Raw genomic sequence first — 20,307 nt, 5'->3', positions numbered from 1 at the left:
CGCCGCCGCTGGCCGGGCCGCGACGGTGTTAGTGGTGCTTGTCCTCGCCGATCATCGCCAGCGAGTTGAAGGTGCGTACGTTGTACTTGTGCAGCTTGAGCACCAGCGCCATGGTCACGCAGATAAACAGCCCCAGCGCGATGATGACCACGCCGATTGGCACGTTCAGCTTGATCAGCAGCGCGTACAGGCACAGCATCAGCAGCACCGAGACGTTCTCGTTGAAGTTCTGCACCGCGATTGAGTGCCCGGCCGACAGCAGCACATGGCCGCGGTGCTGTAGCAGCGCGTTCATCGGCACCACGAAATAGCCCGACATGGCGCCCACCAGCATCAGGAACACGTAGGCGATGGCCATGTACAGCGGCATGTGCAGCCCCAGCACGTCAAGCGTGACCTGCGGCATCGCGTCCTTGGTGTAGAACGCCATCAGCATCACCGTGGCGCCCATCGCCACGCCGAAGGGCAGCACCGACAGCGATTTGCGCAGCGGAATGCGCGCCGCCGCCAGGATTGCGCCGACCGCCACGCCCACGGCCACCACGGCTTGCAGCAACGCACCCTGGGACAGGTTCAGCCCCAGCGATTTCTCGGCCCACTTCAGCACGATGAACTGCAGCGTCGCGCCCACGCCCCAGAACAGGGTGGTCACCGCCAGCGAGATCTGGCCCAGCTTGTCGCGCCACAGCCCCAGGAAGCAGTCGCCGAACTCGGCGATCAGCTTGATCGGATTCTTTTCCTGCGCCGGATAGCGGGCGCCGGTGTCGGGAATGAACACGTTGAAGACGGAAGCGATCACGTAGAACAGCATGATCACCACCATCGCGGCCTCGGCCGGGGTGTCGATGCCGGTATTGATAAAGGGCACGTCCAGGCGCAGCAGCAGGCTCGAGACATGCACCGAGATCAGCGCTCCCCCCACCACCGTGCCCAGGATGATCGAACCCACCGTCAGGCCCTCGATCCAGCCGTTGGCCAGCACCAGCTTTTCAGGGGGCAGCAGCTCGGTCAGGATGCCGTACTTGGCGGGCGAATACGCCGCCGCGCCGAAGCCAACCACGCCGTAGGCCAGCAGCGGATGCAACCCGAACATCATGATGGCGCAGCCGACCACCTTGATGGCGTTGGTGATGAGCATCACCCGCCCCTTGGGCATCGAATCGGCGAAGGCGCCGACGAAGGCGGCAAGAATGACGTAGGAGAGAACGAAGAACAGCTTGAGCAGCGGGGTCATCCACTGCGGGGAATGCAATTCGGTGAGAAGGGCGATGGCGGCGATCAGTAAGGCATTGTCGGCCAGCGAGGAAAAAAACTGCGCGGCCATGATGGTGTAAAAACCCTTCTTCATGCTGTCGACTTTCTCTCCATCGCGCGCTCCATTCAGGTTGGCCAGGCTGGTGCCGGCCGCAGAGGCCATGGTTTGCAAGGAACCTTGTGCCGCGGCCGTGTCGAATTGTGTCGTAGGTGCTGCGCTGCGGCGCCGTGAGGCCTGCCTGACAGTCATTGACATAATGCTTCGCTTTTAGAACATGGCCGGAGCGTCCGGCTTTATATCACGAAAACATGACATTCCCGAACCCCGGCAACGGCTCTTTTTGACAGCCAATTGCCCTGCCGATTCCCCGATGACCCCCGGCAACAGCATCCGAATGTGTTCAAATAACGGCTGCCACCGTGGCCCGCCGGACCGGACTTTCCCTGATCCGGTGTGCGCCCGGCAAGATATGGTGACTGGGATACCTGAGGGTGCCAATTGCGGGCATCCCGCATATCCGTCGCCGCAACGTGCTGCGGCACACCGACAGGTGACGTTTGCGCCATCGATACTGAGACAGAGCCGTCCCTCCAGCCTTGCGCCATGCGTGCCTGCCGCCTGCGCCGCTGCCGGCTGTGCCGCTGCCGGCCTGTCCGCTACCCTGATGTGACCTCCATGCCAAGACCGATCCAAGCCGTCATCCACCAACCCGCACTGGCCAACAATCTCGACGTGATCCGCCGCAAGGCGTCCCACTCTCGCGTCTGGGCGGTGGTCAAGGCCAACGCCTACGGCCATGGCATCCGCCGCGTCTTTGCCGCGCTGCGCGCTGCCGACGGCTTCGGGCTGCTGGACCTGAATGAAGCCGTGCTGCTGCGCGACCTCGGCTGGCAGGGCCCGATCCTGCTGCTGGAGGGCTTCTTCCAGCCCCAGGACATTGCCTTGATCGAGCAATACCGGCTGACCACCGCGATCCACTGCGACGAGCAGCTGCGCATGCTTGAGAGCGCACGCCCCAAGGGCCCGCTGGCGATCCAGCTCAAGCTCAATACCGGCATGAACCGGCTCGGCTTCCATCCGGCGGCGTATCGCACGGCCTGGGAGCGCGCGCGCGCCATGCCGTGCGTGGGCAGCATCGTCCATATGACGCATTTTTCCGATGCGGATGGCCCGCGCGGCATCGCCCACCAGGTGGAGGCGTTCGACGCTGCCACGGCCAACCTGCCGGGCGAGGCCAGCCTGGCGAATTCCGCCGCGGTGCTGTGGCACCCGCAGGCGCACCGCGCCTGGGTGCGCCCCGGCATCATCCTGTATGGCGCCTCGCCCACCGGGCGCGATGCCGATATTGCCGGCACCGGACTGCAGCCGGCCATGTCGTTGCACAGCGAGCTGATCTCGGTGCAGGACCTGCAGCCGGGCGATACCGTCGGCTATGGCTCCCTGTTCACCGCGGAGCGGCCGATGCGCATCGGCGTGGTGGCGTGCGGCTATGCCGACGGCTACCCGCGCCATGCGTCGGGCTGGGGCGAGCAGCGCGCCCCGGTGCTGGTCGACGGCGTGCGCACCGAACTGGTCGGGCGCGTGTCGATGGACATGCTGTGCGTGGACCTGACGCCATGCCCGAAGGCCCGCGTCGGCAGCCCCGTCACGCTGTGGGGCCAGGGCCTGCCGATCGACGAAGTGGCGCAGGCCAGCGGTACGGTCGGCTACGAGCTGATGTGCGCGCTGGCGCCGCGCGTGCCGACCACGGTGGCGACCATCACGGCATCGGACAGCGCCGCGCCCGTGGTGGCCTGATCCGCGGCGCGGGTGCGGGCCCAGGCCCGTCCGGTTACGATCTGCGGGCATCCGCCACCTTCCGCGGGCCGGGTCAATCTGGACCCGGCTCGTTTCATTCTGCAAGGACCTCCGTTGGCCAAGAGCAAGACTGTCTATACCTGTACCGAATGCGGCGGCACCACGCCGCGCTGGGCCGGCCAGTGCCCGCATTGCCAGCAGTGGAACACGCTGGTGGAGACCGTGGCGGAATCCGCGGCCAACAAGCGCTTCCAGCCGCTGGCGGCGTCGGCGACGGTGCGCAAGCTGGCGGAGATCGAGGCGGCCGACGTGCCGCGCTTTTCCAGCGGCATCGATGAATTCGACCGGGTACTGGGGGGCGGCCTGGTGTCGGGCGGGGTGGTGCTGATCGGCGGCGATCCCGGTATCGGCAAGTCCACGCTGCTGCTGCAGGCGCTGGCCAACCTGGCCGGACAGCGCCGCGTGCTCTATGTCAGCGGCGAAGAATCGGGCGCGCAGATCGCGCTGCGCGCGCAGCGCCTGGGCGTGGAAAGCCCGTCGCTGGGGCTGCTGGCCGAAATCCAGCTGGAAAAGATCCAGGCCACGCTGGAAGTGGAAAAGCCCGAGGTGGCGGTGATCGATTCGATCCAGACCCTGTATTCCGAGGCGCTGACCTCGGCGCCCGGGTCGGTGGCGCAGGTGCGCGAATGCGCGGCGCAACTGACGCGCATTGCCAAGAGCAGCGGCATCACCATCATCCTGGTCGGTCACGTGACCAAGGAGGGCAGCCTGGCGGGCCCGCGCGTGCTCGAGCATATCGTCGATACGGTGCTGTATTTCGAGGGCGATACCCATTCGTCGCACCGGCTGATCCGCGCCTTCAAGAACCGCTTCGGCGCGGTCAATGAGCTGGGCGTGTTCGCCATGACCGAGCGCGGCCTGCGCGGCATCAGCAATCCGTCCGCGCTGTTCCTGTCGCAGCATGAAGAGACCGTGCCGGGCTCGTGCGTGCTGGTGACGCAGGAAGGCACGCGGCCGCTGCTGGTCGAGATCCAGGCGCTGGTCGATACCGCCCACGTGCCCAATCCGCGCCGGCTCGCGGTCGGGCTGGAGCAGAACCGGCTGGCGTTGCTGCTGGCCGTGCTGCACCGGCACGCGGGCGTCGCCTGCTTTGACCAGGATGTGTTCCTCAATGCGGTGGGCGGGGTCAAGATCACCGAACCCGCCGCCGACCTGGCGGTGCTGCTGTCGATCCACTCGTCGATGCGCAACAAGCCGCTGCCGCGCGGCCTGGTGGTGTTCGGTGAAGTCGGCCTGGCCGGCGAGATCCGCCCCAGCCCGCGCGGGCAGGAACGCCTGAAGGAAGCCGCCAAGCTGGGCTTTACGCTGGCCGTGATCCCCAAGGCCAACGCGCCCAAGCAGAAGATCGACGGGCTCGAGGTGATCGCGGTGGAGCGCATCGAACAGGCCATCGACCGCGTGCGGCATCTGGACTGAGCCATGGATCCAGGCATCGCCTTCGAGACCGGCCGGTTGCGGCTGCGCCAGTGGCGCGATGAAGACTATGCGCCGTTTGCCGCGCTCAATGCCGATGCGCAGGTGATGCGCTATTTCCCGGCGCCCCTCACCCGCGCCGAAAGCGATGCGATGGCCGGGCGCTGCCGCAGCCTGATCGCGGAGAACGGGTGGGGCGTCTGGGTCGTCGAACGCACGGCAGACCATGCTTTCCTGGGCTTTGTCGGACTGCACGAGCCGGCCGCCGTGTTGCCGTTTGCGCCGTGCGTGGAGATCGCCTGGCGGCTGGCGCGGCAGGCCTGGGGCCACGGCTATGCCACCGAGGCGGCGCGCGGCGCGCTCGCCTATGGCTTCGGCCGCCTGGCGCTGGAAGAGATCGTCGCCTTCACCACGCTTGCCAATACCCGCTCGCGCGCGGTGATGGAACGGCTCGGCATGCGCCAGGATGCCGAGGGCTTCGACCATCCCGCATTGCCGCCGGGGCACCCGTTGCGGCCGCATTGCCTGTACCGCTTGCCGCGCGCGACGTGGCTGGCATCGGGCGCCTGATGTCCCTGCGTCAATCCGCCACAGGGCAGGGGCCTTGCGCCGCATGTGGCGCCCGCGGCAGGGGCGGCAAAATCGGTAATAATGCGCAGCAACGCCGCGCCCTCCACTGACGGCAACGATTACCGGATCACCTGAATTCCCATGATGCAAGCCAATTCCCGCGCGTACTTCCTGCTGATTGCCATCGTCTCCTTCGCCCTGGTCGGCGTTGCGCTCTACCTGCAGTTTGAAAAGGGCTACCAGCCTTGTCCGCTTTGCGTGATGCAGCGCTTTGCCTTTATCGGCATCGGTATCTTCGCGTTGCTGGCCGCGGTGGCGCAGAACACGCGCTCGCTGTGGCAGGGCCTGGGCATGCTGTCCGGCATCGCCGGCATCGCGGTGGCGGTCTACCACGTGTCGCTGCTGCTCAATCCCAAGGCATCGTGCGGCATCGACCCGCTCGAGAACTGGGTCAATGCGCTGCCTACCGCCAAGGTGCTGCCGCAGGTGTTCTATGCCGATGGCCTGTGCACCGCGCCGCTGCCGCCGGTGCTGGGGCTGTCGGTACCGGCATGGTCGCTGATCTGGCTGTTTATCCTGACGCTGACGCTGGCGGTGGGGTTGATCCGGAGGGAGAAGAATTTCCGCTGAGCGATGGCGGAGTTGGAGTGAAAAACCGGTGCCGTGTGCGCCGGTTTTTTTCAGGGCTGCCGCGGCATCCTCATCTGACGGTTGGCTCCCCTCTCCCTCTGAGAGAGGGGGAGCCAACCATCGCGGAAGACATCAAGCAATCTGCTCGATCTGCTCCTGCAGTTCCAGCCATTTCTCTTCCAGCGTTTCCAGCTCGCCGTTGACCTCGCCCTGGCGCTTCAGCATTTCCATCAGCTTCGCCTTGTTGGCCTCGGCGTAGCTGCTTTCGTCTGCCATGAACTGGTCGATCTCGACCCGGGCGGTTTGCAGCACCGCCATGCGCTTTTCGACCTTTTCCAGTTCCTTTGCCAGCGGCTTGCGCAGCGCCGACAGCCGCTGGCGCTCGTCGGCCTCGGCGCGGCGCTGGTCCTTGCGGTTGACCGCCGCGCCGGCATCGCCGGCGTTGTCGGCGAGGTGGGCGGCGGTGGCGGCGTTGCGCTTGGCCGCGGCCTGCTGCAGCAGCCAGTCGCGGTAGTCGTCGAGGTCGCCGTCGAACGGCCGGATGGTGCCGTCGGCTACCAACATGAACTGGTCGGCGGTGGCGCGCAGCAGGTGACGGTCGTGCGAGACCAGGATCAGCGTGCCTTCGAACTGCGCCAGCGCCATGGTCAGCGCCTCGCGGGTGTCGAGGTCGAGGTGGTTGGTCGGTTCGTCGAGCAGCAGCAGGTTGGGCTTCTGCCAGACGATCAGCGCCAGCGCCAGCCGCGCTTTCTCGCCGCCCGAGAACGGTTCGATCGGCGCGGTGGCCATGTCGCCGCGGAAGTTGAAACTGCCGAGGAAGTCGCGCAGTTCCTGCTCGCGGGTGTCCGGGGCGAGCCGGGCCAGGTGCTGCAGCGCGGAGTCGTGGTCGCGCAGGGTTTCCAGCTGGTGCTGGGCGAAGTAGCCGATCTGCAGGCCCTTGCCCAGGCGCAGGTTGCCCTTGAGCGGATCCTGCGTGCCGGCCAGGGTCTTGACCAGCGTCGACTTGCCCTGGCCGTTCGCGCCCAGCAGGCCGATGCGCTGGCCGTTCTGGATCGACAGCGCCAGGTTGTGCAGGATGGTGACGGGCGGATCGGCCTGCGCATAACCGCAGTCGACGCCGTCGAGCACCATCATCGGGTTGGGCGCGGCATCGGGCTCGCGGAACTCGAAGGCAAAGCCGGCGGCGACATGCACCGGCGCCAGGCGCTCCATCTTCTCCAGCGCCTTGACCCGGCTCTGCGCCTGGCGCGCCTTGGTGGCCTTGGCCTTGAAGCGCGTGATGAACGATTCCAGGTGCGCGATTTCCTTCTGCTGGCGCGCATAGGCTGACTGCTGCTGCGCCATCTGCTGCAGCCGCAAGGTCTCGAACAGCGTGTAGTTGCCGCCGTAGCGGCGCAGCTGCTGGTTCTCGATATGCACGGTGACATTGCAGATCGCGTCGAGAAATTCGCGGTCGTGCGAAATCATCACCAGCGTGCCGGGGTAGCGCGCCAGCCAGTCTTCCAGCCAGACGATGGCGTCCAGGTCCAGGTGGTTGGTCGGTTCGTCGAGCAGCAGCAGGTCCGACGGGCACATCAGCGCCTGCGCCAGGTTCAGGCGCATGCGCCAGCCGCCCGAGAACGACGCCACCGGCTGCGACACCTGCGCCAGCGTGAAACCCAGGCCCAGCAGCAGGGCCTCGGCGCGCGCCGGGGCGGTGTAGCCGTCGGCGTCGGCGTAGGCGGCGTGGGCCTCGCCTTCGGCGCTGCCGTCTCCGCTGGCCTGGGCGGCGGCAATCGCGGCCTCGATCTCGCGCAGGCGGGTGTCGCCATCGATCACGTAGTCGACCGCGGTGCGGCTGACGGCCGGCGTTTCCTGCGCCACGTGGGCGACCCGCCACTGCGCGGGCACGCTGACATCGCCCCCGTCCGGATGCAATTCGCCGCGCAGCAGCGCGAACAGCGTCGACTTGCCGCTGCCGTTGGCGCCGACGAGGCCCACGCGCTCGCCCGGGTTGAGCGTCACGCTGGTGTGGTCGAACAGCACCTTGGTGCCGCGCTGAAGGACAAGCTGGTCGATTCGGATCACGAGAGGGGAAATGCCTGAATGAAAAACAGAAAAAGCGCCGCGAAATGCGGCCCGCGGCCGGGTCTGTGGCGCTGGCCCGCATTGTAGCGTTTCCGGTGCGCCGCACGCCGTGCCGGTGCACGGACCGTGCCAAAGCGGGTCGACGCGTGCACCGGGAAAGTGCCGGTAACGCGGGCAAATCTAGGGATTACCCTTGGTCTGGCAAAACTATATTTTCTTGTAAGTCGGTTGAGTGTAAATTCATTTACACAAACGGCAGCCCTGATGCGCCGTCCTGACCAGCCGCTTCCATCATGCCCATTGGCCATTCGATTTCGGACCGCATTGCACGCAGCCTGCCGGCACTGACGCCGGCGCACCGCCGTATGGCGGAATACGTGCTGGCCAACCTGTTTCGCGCCGCAACCATGCGCATCGATGAATTCGCCGCGGCGGTGGAGGTTTCGGTGGCGACCGCCAACCGCTTTGCGCGCGCGCTGGGGTTCGACGGCTATCCGCAGTTCCGGGCTGAGCTGGTGCGCGGCTTCGAAGCCACGCTGGCGCCGGTGGAGCGGCTGCGCAGCGAGCTGGAGCGGCCCGCCACGGCCGCCGAAGTCTTCGCGGCCTCGCTCGAAGATGCCGCGGCCAATGCCGAAGCGACCCGGCGCGGCATCGATGCGGCCTCGTGCGAGCGCGCGGTGGCGGCGATCCTCGCCGCGCAGCGCGTCTATGTGGCCGGCTTCGGCGCCAGCGGTTTCCTTGCGGGCCTGCTCCAGCACGGGCTGGAAATGCATTGCCGCATGGTGACCTCGGTGGCGGGCGCGGGCGGCGCCTCGCATGCGGCGCGCCAGCTGTTCAAGCTTCAGCCGAGCGACCTGCTGATCGTGATTGCCTTTCCGCGCTACGTCACCGACACCATCGAGCTGGCCCAGCGCGCCCGGTTGCGCGGCGGGCAGGTGCTGGCGCTGACCGACGGCCCCACCTCGCCGCTGGCGCCGCTGGCCGATATCGCGCTGTATGCGCAGGCCGGCAACCGGCTCTCGGCCAACTCCGATGCCACCGTGCTGGCGCTGATCGAAGCGCTGTGCGGCGCGGTGGCGCACCGGGCCGAACGCCCGGTCAAGGCCGCCGCGGAAATGACCGAATTCCTGTTGCCGTGGCTGTATGGCGCTCCCGAGGCCGAGCCGGCGCGCCGGCCCGCGCCGATGCCCGCGGCCTCCACCGAACCCGGGACCGGCGCCAGGCGCGGCCGGTCGACCCACACACGCAAGTCCTGAACCTCCCTATGCAAGCAGCTGTCATTGCCATCCACGGCGGCGCCGGCACCATCACCCGCGCGGCGATGGATGCGGCCCGCGAACGCGAATACATCGAAGCGCTGCAGCATGTGCTGCAAGCCGGCCAGCGCATCCTGGCCGACGGCGGCAGCGCGCTCGATGCGGTCACCGAGGCGGTGCGCCTGCTCGAAGAGTGCCCGCTGTTCAACGCCGGCAAGGGCGCGGTGCTGACCCATGCCGGCACCTATGAACTGGATGCGGCCGTGATGGATGGCGCCACCCGCGACGCCGGCGCGGTAGCCTGCGTCACGCGCCTGCGCAACCCGGTGCTGGCCGCGCGCGCGGTGCTCGACCACAGCGAACACGTGCTCTTTGCCGGCGCCGGCGCCGAGGCCTTCGCGCAGGCGCAAGGGCTGGAACTGGTGCCCCCCGGGTACTACTTCACCCAGGCCCGCCACGACCAGTGGCAGCGCGCGCGCGGCAATACCGGCATGGCCTTGCTCGACCACGACGCCGCCGCGCTGGCGGCGCAGCAGCCCCAGGGCACCGATCCGCTCGACGCCGACAGCAAGTTCGGCACGGTGGGTGCCGTTGCCTGCGACAGCCGCGGCAACCTCGCGGCGGCCACCTCGACCGGCGGCGTGACCAACAAGCAGGTGGGGCGCGTCGGCGATACCCCGCTGATCGGCGCCGGCTGCTATGCCGACGACATGGCCGCCGTGTCCGCCACCGGCACCGGCGAGATGTTTATCCGCACCGTGGCCGCGCACGACGTCGCGGCGCAGATGCGCTATGCCGGCCTGCCGCTCGAGGAAGCGGCGCGGCGCGTGGTGATGGAGAAGCTGCCCGCCATCGGCGGCCGCGGCGGCCTGATCGCGGTCGACCGCGCCGGCAACGTCACGCTGCCGTTCAACACCGAAGGCATGTACCGCGGTGTCGCCCGGGTGGGCGAGGCCGTGAACGTGTCGATCTACGGTTGACGCGCCGCGCCCCCCGGCCCGTCCCGCATCCCGCCATACAAGGAGTCCCTGTGGTCACTACCCCAGCGCCAGCGCGCGTTCCCGCATCCGGCATCGTCCTGCCGCCCGAGCGCGTGGTCCAGGTGGACGGGCTCGGCGTGCGCTTTGCTACGTCCGAGCGCACCGTCGAGGCCGTGCGCAACCTGTCCTTCCATGTCGACCGCGGCGAGACGCTGGCGGTAGTGGGCGAGTCGGGCTCGGGCAAGTCGGTGACGTCGCTGGCGCTGATGCGGCTGGTCGAGCATGGCGGCGGCAAGATCATCAGCGGCAGCATGGCGCTGCGCCGGCGCGGCGGCGAGGTGATCGACCTGGCGCGCACCGATAGCGCGACGCTGCGCAGCGTGCGCGGCGCCGATGTGGCGATGATCTTCCAGGAGCCGATGACCTCGCTCAACCCGGTGTTCCCGGTGGGCGAGCAGATCGCCGAATCGATCCGGCTGCACCAGGGCAAAAGCCGCGCCGGGGCGCGCGCCGAGGCCTTGCGCATGCTGGAACTGGTGCGCATCCCGGAAGCGCGCCGCGTGCTCGAACGCTATCCGCACCAGCTCTCCGGCGGCATGCGCCAGCGCGTGATGATCGCCATGGCGCTGTCGTGCAAGCCGGCGCTGCTGATTGCCGACGAACCCACCACGGCGCTCGACGTGACCATCCAGGCCGAGATCCTGCAGCTGATCCGCGGCCTGCAGGCCGAGATGCACATGGGCGTGGTCTTCATCACCCACGACATGGGCGTGGTGGCCGAGGTGGCCGATCGCGTGCTGGTGATGTACCGCGGCGAGAAGGTCGAGGAGGGCACCTCGGACGACGTGTTCCGCGCGCCGGCCCATCCGTATACGCGCGCGCTGCTGTCGGCGGTGCCGCGCCTGGGCGCCATGCGCGGCACCGACCTGCCGGCCAAGTTCCCGCTGCTGCGGCTGGACAGCGCCAGCCCCGAACAGGCCGCGCCGCAGGATACGGTGGCACCCGGCGTCGCGCCGATCCTGCGCGTGCAGGACCTGGTGACGCGCTTCGACGTGCCCGGCGGCGTGTTCGGCCGCGTCACGCGGCGCGTGCATGCGGTCGAGCAGGTCAGCTTCGATCTCTATCCCGGCGAGACGCTGGCGCTGGTGGGCGAATCCGGCTGCGGCAAGTCCACCACCGGCCGCTCGCTGCTGCGCCTGGTGGAAAGCCAGAGCGGCACCATCGAATTCAACGGGCAGAACATCAGCAAGCTCGAGGGCGCGGCGCTGCAGACCCTGCGCCGCAATATCCAGTTCATCTTCCAGGACCCGTTCGCGTCGCTCGATCCGCGCGTGCCGGTGGGCTACTCGATCATGGAGCCGCTGCTGGTGCACAAGGTGGCCAGCGGCAAGGACGCCGAGCAACGCGTGGCGTGGCTGCTCGACAAGGTCGGGCTGGACCCTTCGCATGCGGCGCGCTACCCGCACGAGTTTTCCGGCGGCCAGCGCCAGCGCATCTGCATTGCGCGCGCGCTGGCGCTTAACCCCAAGGTGGTGGTGGCCGACGAGTCGGTGTCGGCGCTGGACGTATCGATCCAGGCGCAGATCGTCAACCTGATGCTGGACCTGCAGCGCGAGCTGGGCATCGCCTTCCTGTTCATCTCGCATGACATGGCCGTGGTGGAGCGCGTCAGCCATCGCGTCGCGGTGATGTACCTGGGCCAGATCGTCGAGATCGGCCCGCGCCGCGCCATCTTCGAGAACCCGCAGCATCCGTACACGAAGAAGCTGATGGCGGCGGTGCCGATCGCCGACCCGGCGCGGCGCCATCTGCGGCGCGAGCCGCTCAACGACGAAATTCCCAGCCCGATCCGCGCGGTCGGCGACGAGCCGGTGGTGCAGCCGCTGGTGCCGGTCGCTGGCAGCGGGGCGCTCGGCCACTATGTCGCCCGGCATGCTGTCGGCGGCGCCTATTGAAGTCCTCGAAGTCAAGCAGTTTCCAAGGAGATTCGACGATGTCTGCACGTATGGTTTCGCCCCGATGGATGGCCGGCGCCTTTGCCGCCGGCGCACTCGGCATGCTGGCCGCTGCCCCGGCCTTTGCGGCCAAGGATGCGGTGATGGCGGTGGCTTCCACCTTTACCTCGCTCGATCCGTACGACTCGAACGACACGCTGTCGCAGGCCGTCGGCAAGACCTTCTACCAGGGGCTGTTCGGGCTGGACAAGGACATGAAGCTGGTCAATGTGCTGGCCGACAGCTACGAGGTCAGCAAGGACGGCCTGACGTACACGATCAAGCTGAAGAAGGGCGTCAAGTTCCACGACGGCACGACCTTCGACGCCGCCGCCGTCAAGGCGAACCTGGACCGCGTCACCAACCCGGCCAACAAGCTCAAGCGCTACACGCTGTTCAATCGTGTGGCCAGGACCGACGTGGTCGACGCCAGCACCGTCAAGGTCACGCTGAAGGAGCCGTTCTCGCCGTTCATCAACGTGCTGGCGCATCCTTCGGCGGTGATGATCTCGCCGGCCGCGCTGCAGAAGTACGGCAAGGACATTGCCTTCCATCCGGTTGGCACCGGTCCGTTCGAGTTCGTCGAATGGAAGCAGCCCGACCACCTGAAGGGCAAGAAATTCGCCGGCTTCTGGAAGACCGGCTATCCGAAGATCGACACCATCACGTGGAAGCCGGTGGTGGACAACAACACGCGCGCCGCGATCATGCAGACCGGCGAGGCCGACTTCGCGTTCAGCATTCCGTTCGAGCAGGCCGCGGTGCTGAAGAACAGCCCGAAAGTCGATCTGATTGCGTCCCCATCGATCATTCAGCGCTACCTGAGCCTGAACACGACGGTCAAGCCGTTCAACGACCCCAAGGTCCGCCAGGCCATCAACTACGCCATCAACAAGGAAGCACTGGCCAAGGTGGCCTTCGCAGGCTATGCCGTGCCGGCTGAAGGCGTGGTGCCGGCGGGCGTGGACTACGCCGAAAAGCTGGGCCCGTGGCCGTATGACCCGGCCAAGGCGCGCGCGCTGCTGAAGGAAGCCGGCTACCCGAACGGCTTCGAGACCACGCTGTGGTCGGCCTATAACCATACCACCGCGCAGAAGGTGATCCAGTTCGTGCAGCAGCAGCTGCAGCAGGTGGGCATCAAGGCGCAGGTGCAGGCGCTCGAAGCGGGCCAGCGCGTGGAGAAGGTCGAAAGCGTGCCGAAGCCCGAAGACGCCGGCGTGCGCATCTACTACGTGGGCTGGTCGTCGTCGACCGGTGAGTCGGACTGGGCGCTGCGTCCGCTGCTGGCTTCGGAATCGATGCCGCCCAAGCTGCTGAACACCGCCTACTACAAGAACGACCAGGTCGACGCCGATATCGCCGGCGCGCTGCGCACCACTGACCGCGGCGAGAAGGCGCGCCTGTACAAGGACGCGCAGGAACGCATCTGGAAGGATGCGCCGTGGGCGTTCCTGGTGACCGAGAAGGTGCTGTTCGCACGCAGCAAGCGGCTGACCGGTGCGTATGTGATGCCGGACGGGTCGTTCAATTTTGATGAGATTGATATCAAGCAGTGAGGGAGCAGGTGGGAGGCCGGGACTTCGTTGACGCTCCCGCCCAACCGCGCAACCCATCCAACGAGCAGTAAGCAGTAAAGCAGTAAGCCGAGAGTGGCCGCCTGCCTCGCGACGCGGGGTTCGCAGGCGGGCGGCCCGCGGCCTTTCCTCATGGTGTGTGATGCTGAATTACTTCCTCAAACGCGTGCTGGGCGTGATCCCCACGCTGCTGATCGTGGCGGTGCTGGTGTTCCTGTTCGTCCACCTGCTGCCGGGCGATCCGGCGCGCCTGGCGGCCGGCCCCGAGGCTGACTCGGCCACGGTCGAGCTGGTGCGCAAGGACCTGGGCCTGGACCGGCCCATGCACGAGCAGTTCGTCAACTTCTTCGCCAATGCGCTGCGCGGCGAGTTCGGCCATTCGCTGCGCACCAAGCGCCCGGTCAGCGAGGAGATCGGCGACCGCTTCATGCCCACGCTGCTGCTGACGGTGGCGTCGATGGCGTGGGCGGTGGTATTCGGCATGGCGATCGGCATCGGCTCGGCGGTGTGGCGCAACCGGTGGCCGGACCGCTTCGGCATGACGCTGGCGGTTTCCGGGATTTCCTTCCCGGCCTTCGCGCTGGGCATGCTGCTGATGGAGGTGTTCTCGGTGCAGCTGGGCTGGCTGCCGTCGATCGGCGCGGACACCTGGCAGCATTACGTGCTGCCGTCGGTCACGCTGGGCGCCGCCGTGGCGGCGGTGATGGCGCGCTTTACCCGGGCCTCGTTCGTCGAGGTGCTGCAGGAAGACTTTATCCGCACCGCGCGCGCCAAGGGCGTGCGCGAGACCCTGGTGGTTACCAAGCACGGCCTGCGCAACGCCATGATCCCGGTGGTGACCATGATGGGCCTGCAGTTCGGCTTCCTGCTGGGCGGCTCGATCGTGGTCGAGAAAGTGTTCAACTGGCCGGGCCTGGGACGGCTGCTGGTCGATGCCGTCGAGATGCGCGACTACCCGGTGATCCAGGCCGAGGTGCTGCTGTTCTCGCTCGAATTCATCCTGATCAACCTGGTGGTGGACATGCTCTACACCGTGATCAATCCCACCATCCGCTACAAGTGAGGCCGGCATGACTGAGCTTTCCACGCCCGCCGCAGCGCCAGCGGCATCCGCCACCGCTACCGCACCCGAGGCCGTGCGCACGCCCTGGACCGAGTTCTGGCGCAAATTCCGCAAGCAGCACCTGGCGCTGGGCGCCGGCGCGTTCGTGCTGGTGCTGGTGGCGATCGCCATCGTCGCGCCGCATATCGTGCCGTACGACCCCGAAAACTTCTTCGACTACGACGCGCTCAACGCCGGCCCGTCGGCCGCGCACTGGATGGGCGTCGATTCGCTCGGGCGCGATATCTTCAGCCGCATCCTGGCCGGCACGCGCATCTCGCTGGCGGCGGGCTTCCTGTCGGTGATCATCGGCGCGGTGATCGGAACCGTGCTGGGCCTGCTGGCGGGTTACTACGAAGGCTGGTGGGACCGCATCGTGATGCGCATCTCGGATGTGCTGTTCGCCTTTCCCGGCATTTTGCTGGCGATCGGCATCGTCGCCATCCTCGGCAACGGCATGACCAACGTGATCTTCGCCGTGGCGATCTTCAGCATCCCGGCGTTCGCGCGGCTGGTGCGCGGCAATACGCTGATGCTGAAGCGGCTGACCTACGTCGAGGCCGCGCGCAGCATCGGCGCATCGGACTGGACCATCCTGATGCGGCATATCCTGCCTGGCACGGTATCGTCGATCGTGGTGTATTTCTCGATGCGGATCGGCACCTCGATCATCACCGCGGCCAGCCTGTCGTTCCTGGGCCTGGGCGCGCAGCCGCCCACGCCGGAATGGGGCGCAATGCTCAACGAGGCACGCGCCGACATGGTCACCGCGCCGCACGTGGCGATCTTCCCCAGCCTGGCGATCTTCCTGACCGTGCTGGCCTTCAACCTGCTGGGCGACGGGCTGCGCGACGCGCTCGACCCCAAGATCGACCGGCGCTGAAGCGATGGCCGCCTCGATCCCGCGCATCGGCGCGCTGGCCGCCGGCCCGCTGGACAGCATTGCCGACGTCGCCGGCGTCACCGTCGGCCATTGCACGCTGGACGACGCTGGCGTGCAGACCGGCGTGACCGTGATCCGCCCGCATGGCGGCGATCCTTACCGCGACAAGGTGCCGGCCGCGGCCACCGTGCTCAACGGCTTCGGCAAGAGCGTGGGGCTGGTGCAGGTGGACGAGCTGGGCGTGCTGGAAACGCCGGTGGCGCTGACCAATACCTTCGCCGTCGGCGCCGTCGCGCAGGCGCAGATCCGCGCCGCGGTGGCGGCCAATCCGGAGATCGGCCGGGCGTTGCCCACGGTCAATCCGCTGGTGTTCGAATGCAATGACGGCTACCTCAACGATATCCAGCGCATGGTGGTGGCAAGCGGCCACTACGACGCGGCGCTGGCCAGCGCGGGGCAGGCCGTCGCGCAGGGCGCCGTGGGGGCGGGCCGCGGCATGTCGGCGTTCGGGGTCAAGGGCGGCATCGGCACGGCCTCGCGCGTGGCGGACGGCTATCGCGTCGGCGCGCTGGTGCTGGCCAACTTCGGCACGCCGGATTCGTTGACCGTGGCCGGCCGGCTGGCCGGGCCTGAACTGGCACGCAGGCTGGCGCAGCCGGACCGCGCGGCGCAACCGGAAAAAGGCTCGATCATCATGGTCGTCGCCACCGACGCGCCGCTCGACGCGCGCCAGCTGCGCCGGCTGTCGCTGCGTGCGGGCGCGGGGCTGGCGCGCACCGGCTCCGTGTTCGGGCATGGCTCCGGCGATATCGCGCTCGCGTTCTCGACCGCGTACACCGTGCCCCACGACGCGGCATGTCCGATGCCCGCCGTCGCCATGCTGCATGAAACCCGTCTCGACCCGCTGTTCCGCGCCGCGGCCGACAGCGTCGAGCAAGCTATCCTGCATGCGCTCTGGCATGCCGCGCCGGTGTGGGGCCGCGACGGCAATGCGCGCCGCGCGCTGCTGGAGGTGATGCCCGAACTGCGCCAAGACCCCTGATGAAGATCCTTGTTTCCACCGATATCGAAGGCGTGGCGGGCGTATTCCACGCCGAGCAGACCCGTCCCGGCAATGGCGAATACGAACGCGCCCGCGCCTGGATGACCGGCGAGGCCAATGCCGCCATCGAAGGCGCCTTTGCCGGCGGCGCGGCCGAAGTGCTGGTCAACGATTCGCACGGCGGCTTCCGCAACCTGCTGCCGGACCAGCTCGATGCGCGCGCGCGGGTGGTGCTGGGCAAGCCGCGCTACCTCGGCATGATGGCCGGCGTCGAGGCCGGCGTCGACGGCGTGCTGATGATCGGTTACCACGGCCGCGCGCAGAGCCGCGGCGTGCTGGCGCACACCATCAACAGCGGCGCCTTTGCGCGGGTCTGGCTCAATGGCAAGGAACTCGGCGAGGCCGGGCTCTACGCCGCACTGGCCGGCGAGTTCAACGCGCCGGTGCTGATGGCCAGCGGCGACGACATGTTCGTGCAGGAAACCCACGCGCTGATGCCGTGGGTGCGCTATGTCGAGACCAAGACCGCGGGCGGTTTCGGCAGCGGCACCTCGCTGTCGCCAACGGCCGCGCGCGCAGCCATTGCCGCGGCGGCAGCAGCCGCGGTGCGCGAGCGCGCGCAGGCGCAATGCCTGCGCATCGCCGCGCCAGTGGCGTGCACCCTGCAGGCGCAGACGCCGGCGCATGCCGACCTGTTCTGCCAGTGGCCGACGCTGGAGCGGCGCGACGGCGTGACGCTGTCGTTCCAGGCCGATTCGGTGCAGGCCGCGGTGCGCATGCTGAACTGCCTGTCGGCGATGTCGTTCATGCTGAAGTAGGCGCGATGTGCCGGGGGCACGCGCGGATCGGCGACAATGGCGGCTCGTGCAATCCCCAGGCATTACCGCAACGCATGACCCAGGCACACGACGGGGGCTGGATCCCCGTACGCAAGGACTTCGTCGATCCCGCCACGCGCTGCCACGCGCGCGGCGCCAACCGGCGCCATCACGGCTTTCCGGACGGGCAGGCTTATATCCTGCGCGATGCCGCCGGGCATGAATACCCGTTTGGCGACGACTGCGCCCGCGCCGCGGTGGCGCATCCGGCCCTGCTGCAGCAGGTGCCCGACTACACCGAACGCGACGTGGTGCCGCGCATGGCCTTGCCCGAGCTGCCGCCGGGTCCGCGCCGGCGCGACCCCGCGCAGGCCCAGGCGGCCGAGCGCGCGGCGGCGATCCGCTACCTGGTGCTGCGCATGGAGAAGGTGGCCGCGGTGCCGCGCGTGCAGCCGACCGTGCGCTTTCCTGGCCTCGAGGGCGTCTACGAGCAGTACCAGCGCAGCGGCGACCTCGGGCTGGCGCAGGTGCGCCGCATCCTGGCGATCGAACGCAGCCGCTCCACGCCGCCGCGCCTGCGCGCGACCAACCTGCTCGACGTCTATACCGCGCATGTGAAGCTGGAACGGCTGATCGCGGCATCCACCAGTGTCGACAACATCCGCTTCCTGCGCAGCCTGCATGACTGGCTGGCCCGGCATCTGGTGCTGACCGCGGGGCAACTGGAAGCGGCGGGGATCGCGATGCATCCGCAAGCGTTTACGTCGGCAGGCATCTGGGGTGACGAAGCGGAGCCGCCGCCGGCGGCCGGCAATTTCCAGTCCGGGTCGCTGTTCTAGCCGCGACTGGCGAGACCCGCCGAATTGGCGTCTAATGCCTGCATCGCATCCGCGGGTGACGCCATGAGCTATTTTTCTCGCAGCTACGCCGAAGCGCGCAAGACCTTCCTGGACGCCGCGCGCACCGCGGGCGCCGCGCTGGCGCAGTTCCCGCATCCCACCAAGCGCGGCAGTGCCGGCGAAGACCTGGCGATCGACGTGGCGCTGGCTGGTGCGCCCGGGGCCCGCCGCTGCCTTATGGTGACTTCGGGCACGCACGGCGCCGAGGGCTTTGCCGGATCCGGCGCGCAGGTGGCGCTGCTGCACGACGCCGCGCTGCTTGCCGATTGCGCCGCGGCCGACACCAGCCTGCTGCTGGTGCATGCGATCAATCCCTATGGCTTCTCCCACCTGCGCCGGGTCAACGAGGACAACGTCGACCTGAACCGCAACTTCCTGGATTTCTCGCAGCCGCTGCCCCACAACGAAGCCTATGCCGAGATCGCGCCGCTACTGCTGCCGGCGCAATGGCCGCCGTCCGAGAGCGACCAGGCGCAACTGATGAAGGCGGTGGCCGAGCGCGGCATGGCGTGGTACCAGGCCGCGGTCAGCGGCGGCCAGTACCAGGATCCGGCAGGCATGTTCTACGGCGGCGACAAGGCCACCTGGAGCAACTACACGCTGTGCCGCATCCTGGCGCGCTTTGGCGCCGGGCGCGAGGCGCTGCGCTGGATCGACGTCCATACCGGGCTGGGGCCGTGGGGCTATGGCGAGCCCATCCACATGGGCCCGGACACGCCCGAATCGGTCACGCGCACGCGCGCGATCTGGGGCGAGCGGGTGACCTCGATCTACGATGGTTCATCGACTTCGGCCAACCTCACCGGACTGGCCTGGCATGCCGTGCCGCAGACACTGCCGACGGTGGACTACGCCGGCATCGCGCTCGAGTTCGGCACGCTGCCGGTGGGCGAGGTGCTGGACGCGCTGCGCGGCGACCACTGGCTGCACCTGCATCCGGAGGCCGACGAGAACCAGCGCTCGCTGGTGCGCCAGGCGATGTGGCGCGCCTTCTATGGCGATGCTGATGACTGGCGCGACGGCGTGGTGGCGCAGGTGACCGACGCGGTGCGGGACACCATCGCGTCGGCCTGATCGGGCAGGTTTCTGGCATCAGGCGCCATCTGGTATTGTCCGGGGCTTAGCGGTAGAGTGCTGAGCCAGGCACTGCTGCCGGGCCATGGCCGGGCCATGACCGGATGTGCGACGGCCGGGCAGGCGCCGGACCAAGACGAACAACAAGACGAAGAACAAGACGGAAGCGGCCGCGGCCGGGCCAGGGCGTCGCGCCACCGGCGCCGTCCCGGGCAGCCGGGTATCCCCGCTTCCGGCATCAGCGCGGCAGGGAGGCCGGTGCGATGACGCTCTATGAACTGAAGCCCAGGTTCCAGGCCTGGCTGCGCCCCATGGTGCAAGACCTGGCGCAGCGCGGCGTGACCGCCAACCAGGTCACGCTGGGCGCCGCCGCCGGATCGCTGGCGGTGGGCGTGCTGGCCGCGCTGGGCATGCTGGTGGCCGAGACCCCGGCGCTATTCCTGCTGTTCCCCCTGTGGTTGTTCGCGCGCATGGCGCTCAATGCCATCGACGGCATGCTCGCGCGCGAGCATGGCCAGCAGAGCGTGCTGGGCGCCTACCTGAACGAGCTTGGCGACATGGTCTCGGACCTGGCGCTGATCCTGCCGCTGGCCGCGCTGCCGGACTTCAGCCTGGGGCAGGTCGGCACCTTCGCGCTGCTGGCGCTGATGGTCGAGGCCGCCGGGCTGATCGGGCCGCTGGCCGGAGCCAGCCGGCGCTATGACGGCCCGCTGGGCAAGAGCGACCGCGCCTTCGCGGTCGGCGCGATCGCGCTGTGGGCCGGCCTGGGGCTCGGCTTCGGTGCGGCGGCCAGCTGGTTGTGGCTGCTGCTGTCGCTGTTGTCGCTGGGCACGATGGCCAACCGGGTGCGCCGCGGCATTGCCGAGGCCCAGGCCCGCCTTGCGGAGTAGCGC

17 protein-coding genes are annotated in these 20,307 nt (G+C 68.2%); 15 read left to right on the top strand and 2 right to left on the bottom strand.

The window, feature by feature from the left end; translation table 11 throughout:
* Nucleotides 1-28: 28 nt before the first annotated feature.
* Nucleotides 29-1,348, bottom strand: coding sequence for a lysophospholipid transporter LplT (gene lplT / locus E5S69_RS25380; RefSeq protein ID WP_171517232.1), 1,320 nt, complete (start codon nt 1,346-1,348; stop codon nt 29-31).
* Between the two features lie 582 nt (nt 1,349-1,930).
* Here lplT and alr point away from each other — a divergent pair.
* The 4 genes from alr (at nt 1,931) to E5S69_RS25360 (ending at nt 5,725) form a co-directional block, all read left to right on the top strand.
* Complete coding sequence (gene alr / locus E5S69_RS25375) at nt 1,931-3,052, top strand: alanine racemase (protein ID WP_171517213.1); 1,122 nt, start codon at nt 1,931-1,933, stop codon at nt 3,050-3,052.
* 114 nt (nt 3,053-3,166) lie between these two features.
* Nucleotides 3,167-4,528, top strand: a complete 1,362-nt coding sequence (radA, locus tag E5S69_RS25370) for a DNA repair protein RadA (protein WP_171517212.1) — start codon at nt 3,167-3,169, stop codon at nt 4,526-4,528.
* A 3-nt stretch (nt 4,529-4,531) separates the two neighbouring features.
* On the top strand, nt 4,532-5,095 hold the full coding sequence (locus E5S69_RS25365) for a GNAT family N-acetyltransferase (RefSeq protein WP_171517211.1): 564 nt from the start codon (nt 4,532-4,534) through the stop codon (nt 5,093-5,095).
* A 144-nt stretch (nt 5,096-5,239) separates the two neighbouring features.
* A complete protein-coding gene (locus E5S69_RS25360; protein WP_171517231.1) occupies nt 5,240-5,725 on the top strand; it encodes a disulfide bond formation protein B in 486 nt (161 codons plus the stop codon).
* Between the two features lie 132 nt (nt 5,726-5,857).
* Here the strand turns inward: E5S69_RS25360 and E5S69_RS25355 are convergent, their stop codons facing one another.
* Entirely contained in the window at nt 5,858-7,792 is a 1,935-nt protein-coding gene (locus E5S69_RS25355) for an ATP-binding cassette domain-containing protein (RefSeq protein ID WP_171517210.1), read from the bottom strand.
* A gap of 293 nt (nt 7,793-8,085) precedes the next feature.
* Here E5S69_RS25355 and E5S69_RS25350 point away from each other — a divergent pair, with 293 nt between their 5' ends.
* The 11 genes from E5S69_RS25350 to E5S69_RS25300 all read left to right on the top strand — a co-directional run bounded on the left by E5S69_RS25350 (nt 8,086) and on the right by E5S69_RS25300 (nt 20,304).
* Nucleotides 8,086-9,048: a MurR/RpiR family transcriptional regulator gene (locus E5S69_RS25350; protein ID WP_171517209.1), complete on the top strand. Its 963-nt coding sequence runs from the start codon at nt 8,086-8,088 to the stop codon at nt 9,046-9,048.
* 8 nt (nt 9,049-9,056) lie between these two features.
* A complete protein-coding gene (locus E5S69_RS25345; protein WP_171517208.1) occupies nt 9,057-10,028 on the top strand; it encodes an isoaspartyl peptidase/L-asparaginase family protein in 972 nt (323 codons plus the stop codon).
* A 50-nt stretch (nt 10,029-10,078) separates the two neighbouring features.
* Nucleotides 10,079-11,983, top strand: a complete 1,905-nt coding sequence (locus E5S69_RS25340) for a dipeptide ABC transporter ATP-binding protein (protein WP_171517207.1) — start codon at nt 10,079-10,081, stop codon at nt 11,981-11,983.
* A 50-nt stretch (nt 11,984-12,033) separates the two neighbouring features.
* On the top strand, nt 12,034-13,578 hold the full coding sequence (gsiB, locus tag E5S69_RS25335; RefSeq protein ID WP_373459629.1) for a glutathione ABC transporter substrate-binding protein GsiB: 1,545 nt from the start codon (nt 12,034-12,036) through the stop codon (nt 13,576-13,578).
* A gap of 160 nt (nt 13,579-13,738) precedes the next feature.
* Nucleotides 13,739-14,659, top strand: a complete 921-nt coding sequence (gsiC, locus tag E5S69_RS25330; RefSeq protein WP_171517205.1) for a glutathione ABC transporter permease GsiC — start codon at nt 13,739-13,741, stop codon at nt 14,657-14,659.
* Nucleotides 14,660-14,666: 7 nt separating this feature from the next.
* Nucleotides 14,667-15,581 carry a glutathione ABC transporter permease GsiD gene (gsiD, locus tag E5S69_RS25325; protein WP_171517204.1) on the top strand — a complete coding sequence of 305 codons (915 nt, stop codon included), beginning with the start codon at nt 14,667-14,669 and terminating at the stop codon, nt 15,579-15,581.
* A gap of 4 nt (nt 15,582-15,585) precedes the next feature.
* A complete protein-coding gene (locus E5S69_RS25320) occupies nt 15,586-16,623 on the top strand; it encodes a P1 family peptidase (protein WP_171517203.1) in 1,038 nt (345 codons plus the stop codon).
* A complete protein-coding gene (locus E5S69_RS25315; RefSeq protein ID WP_171517202.1) occupies nt 16,623-17,441 on the top strand; it encodes a M55 family metallopeptidase in 819 nt (272 codons plus the stop codon). Before E5S69_RS25320 ends, E5S69_RS25315 begins: the two co-directional genes overlap by 1 nt.
* A 74-nt stretch (nt 17,442-17,515) precedes the next feature.
* Entirely contained in the window at nt 17,516-18,280 is a 765-nt protein-coding gene (locus E5S69_RS25310; protein ID WP_171517201.1) for a hypothetical protein, read from the top strand.
* Between the two features lie 63 nt (nt 18,281-18,343).
* Nucleotides 18,344-19,414: a M14 family metallopeptidase gene (locus E5S69_RS25305; protein ID WP_171517200.1), complete on the top strand. Its 1,071-nt coding sequence runs from the start codon at nt 18,344-18,346 to the stop codon at nt 19,412-19,414.
* A 263-nt stretch (nt 19,415-19,677) separates the two neighbouring features.
* On the top strand, nt 19,678-20,304 hold the full coding sequence (locus E5S69_RS25300; RefSeq protein WP_171517199.1) for a CDP-alcohol phosphatidyltransferase family protein: 627 nt from the start codon (nt 19,678-19,680) through the stop codon (nt 20,302-20,304).
* Nucleotides 20,305-20,307: the final 3 nt, after the last annotated feature.

Origin of the sequence: Cupriavidus necator, assembly GCF_013141915.1 — a bacterium.
Classification (GTDB): domain Bacteria; phylum Pseudomonadota; class Gammaproteobacteria; order Burkholderiales; family Burkholderiaceae; genus Cupriavidus; species Cupriavidus necator_B.
The sequence above is the reverse complement of the archived record's forward strand: the minus strand, read 5'-3'. Positions and strand labels throughout refer to the sequence as shown.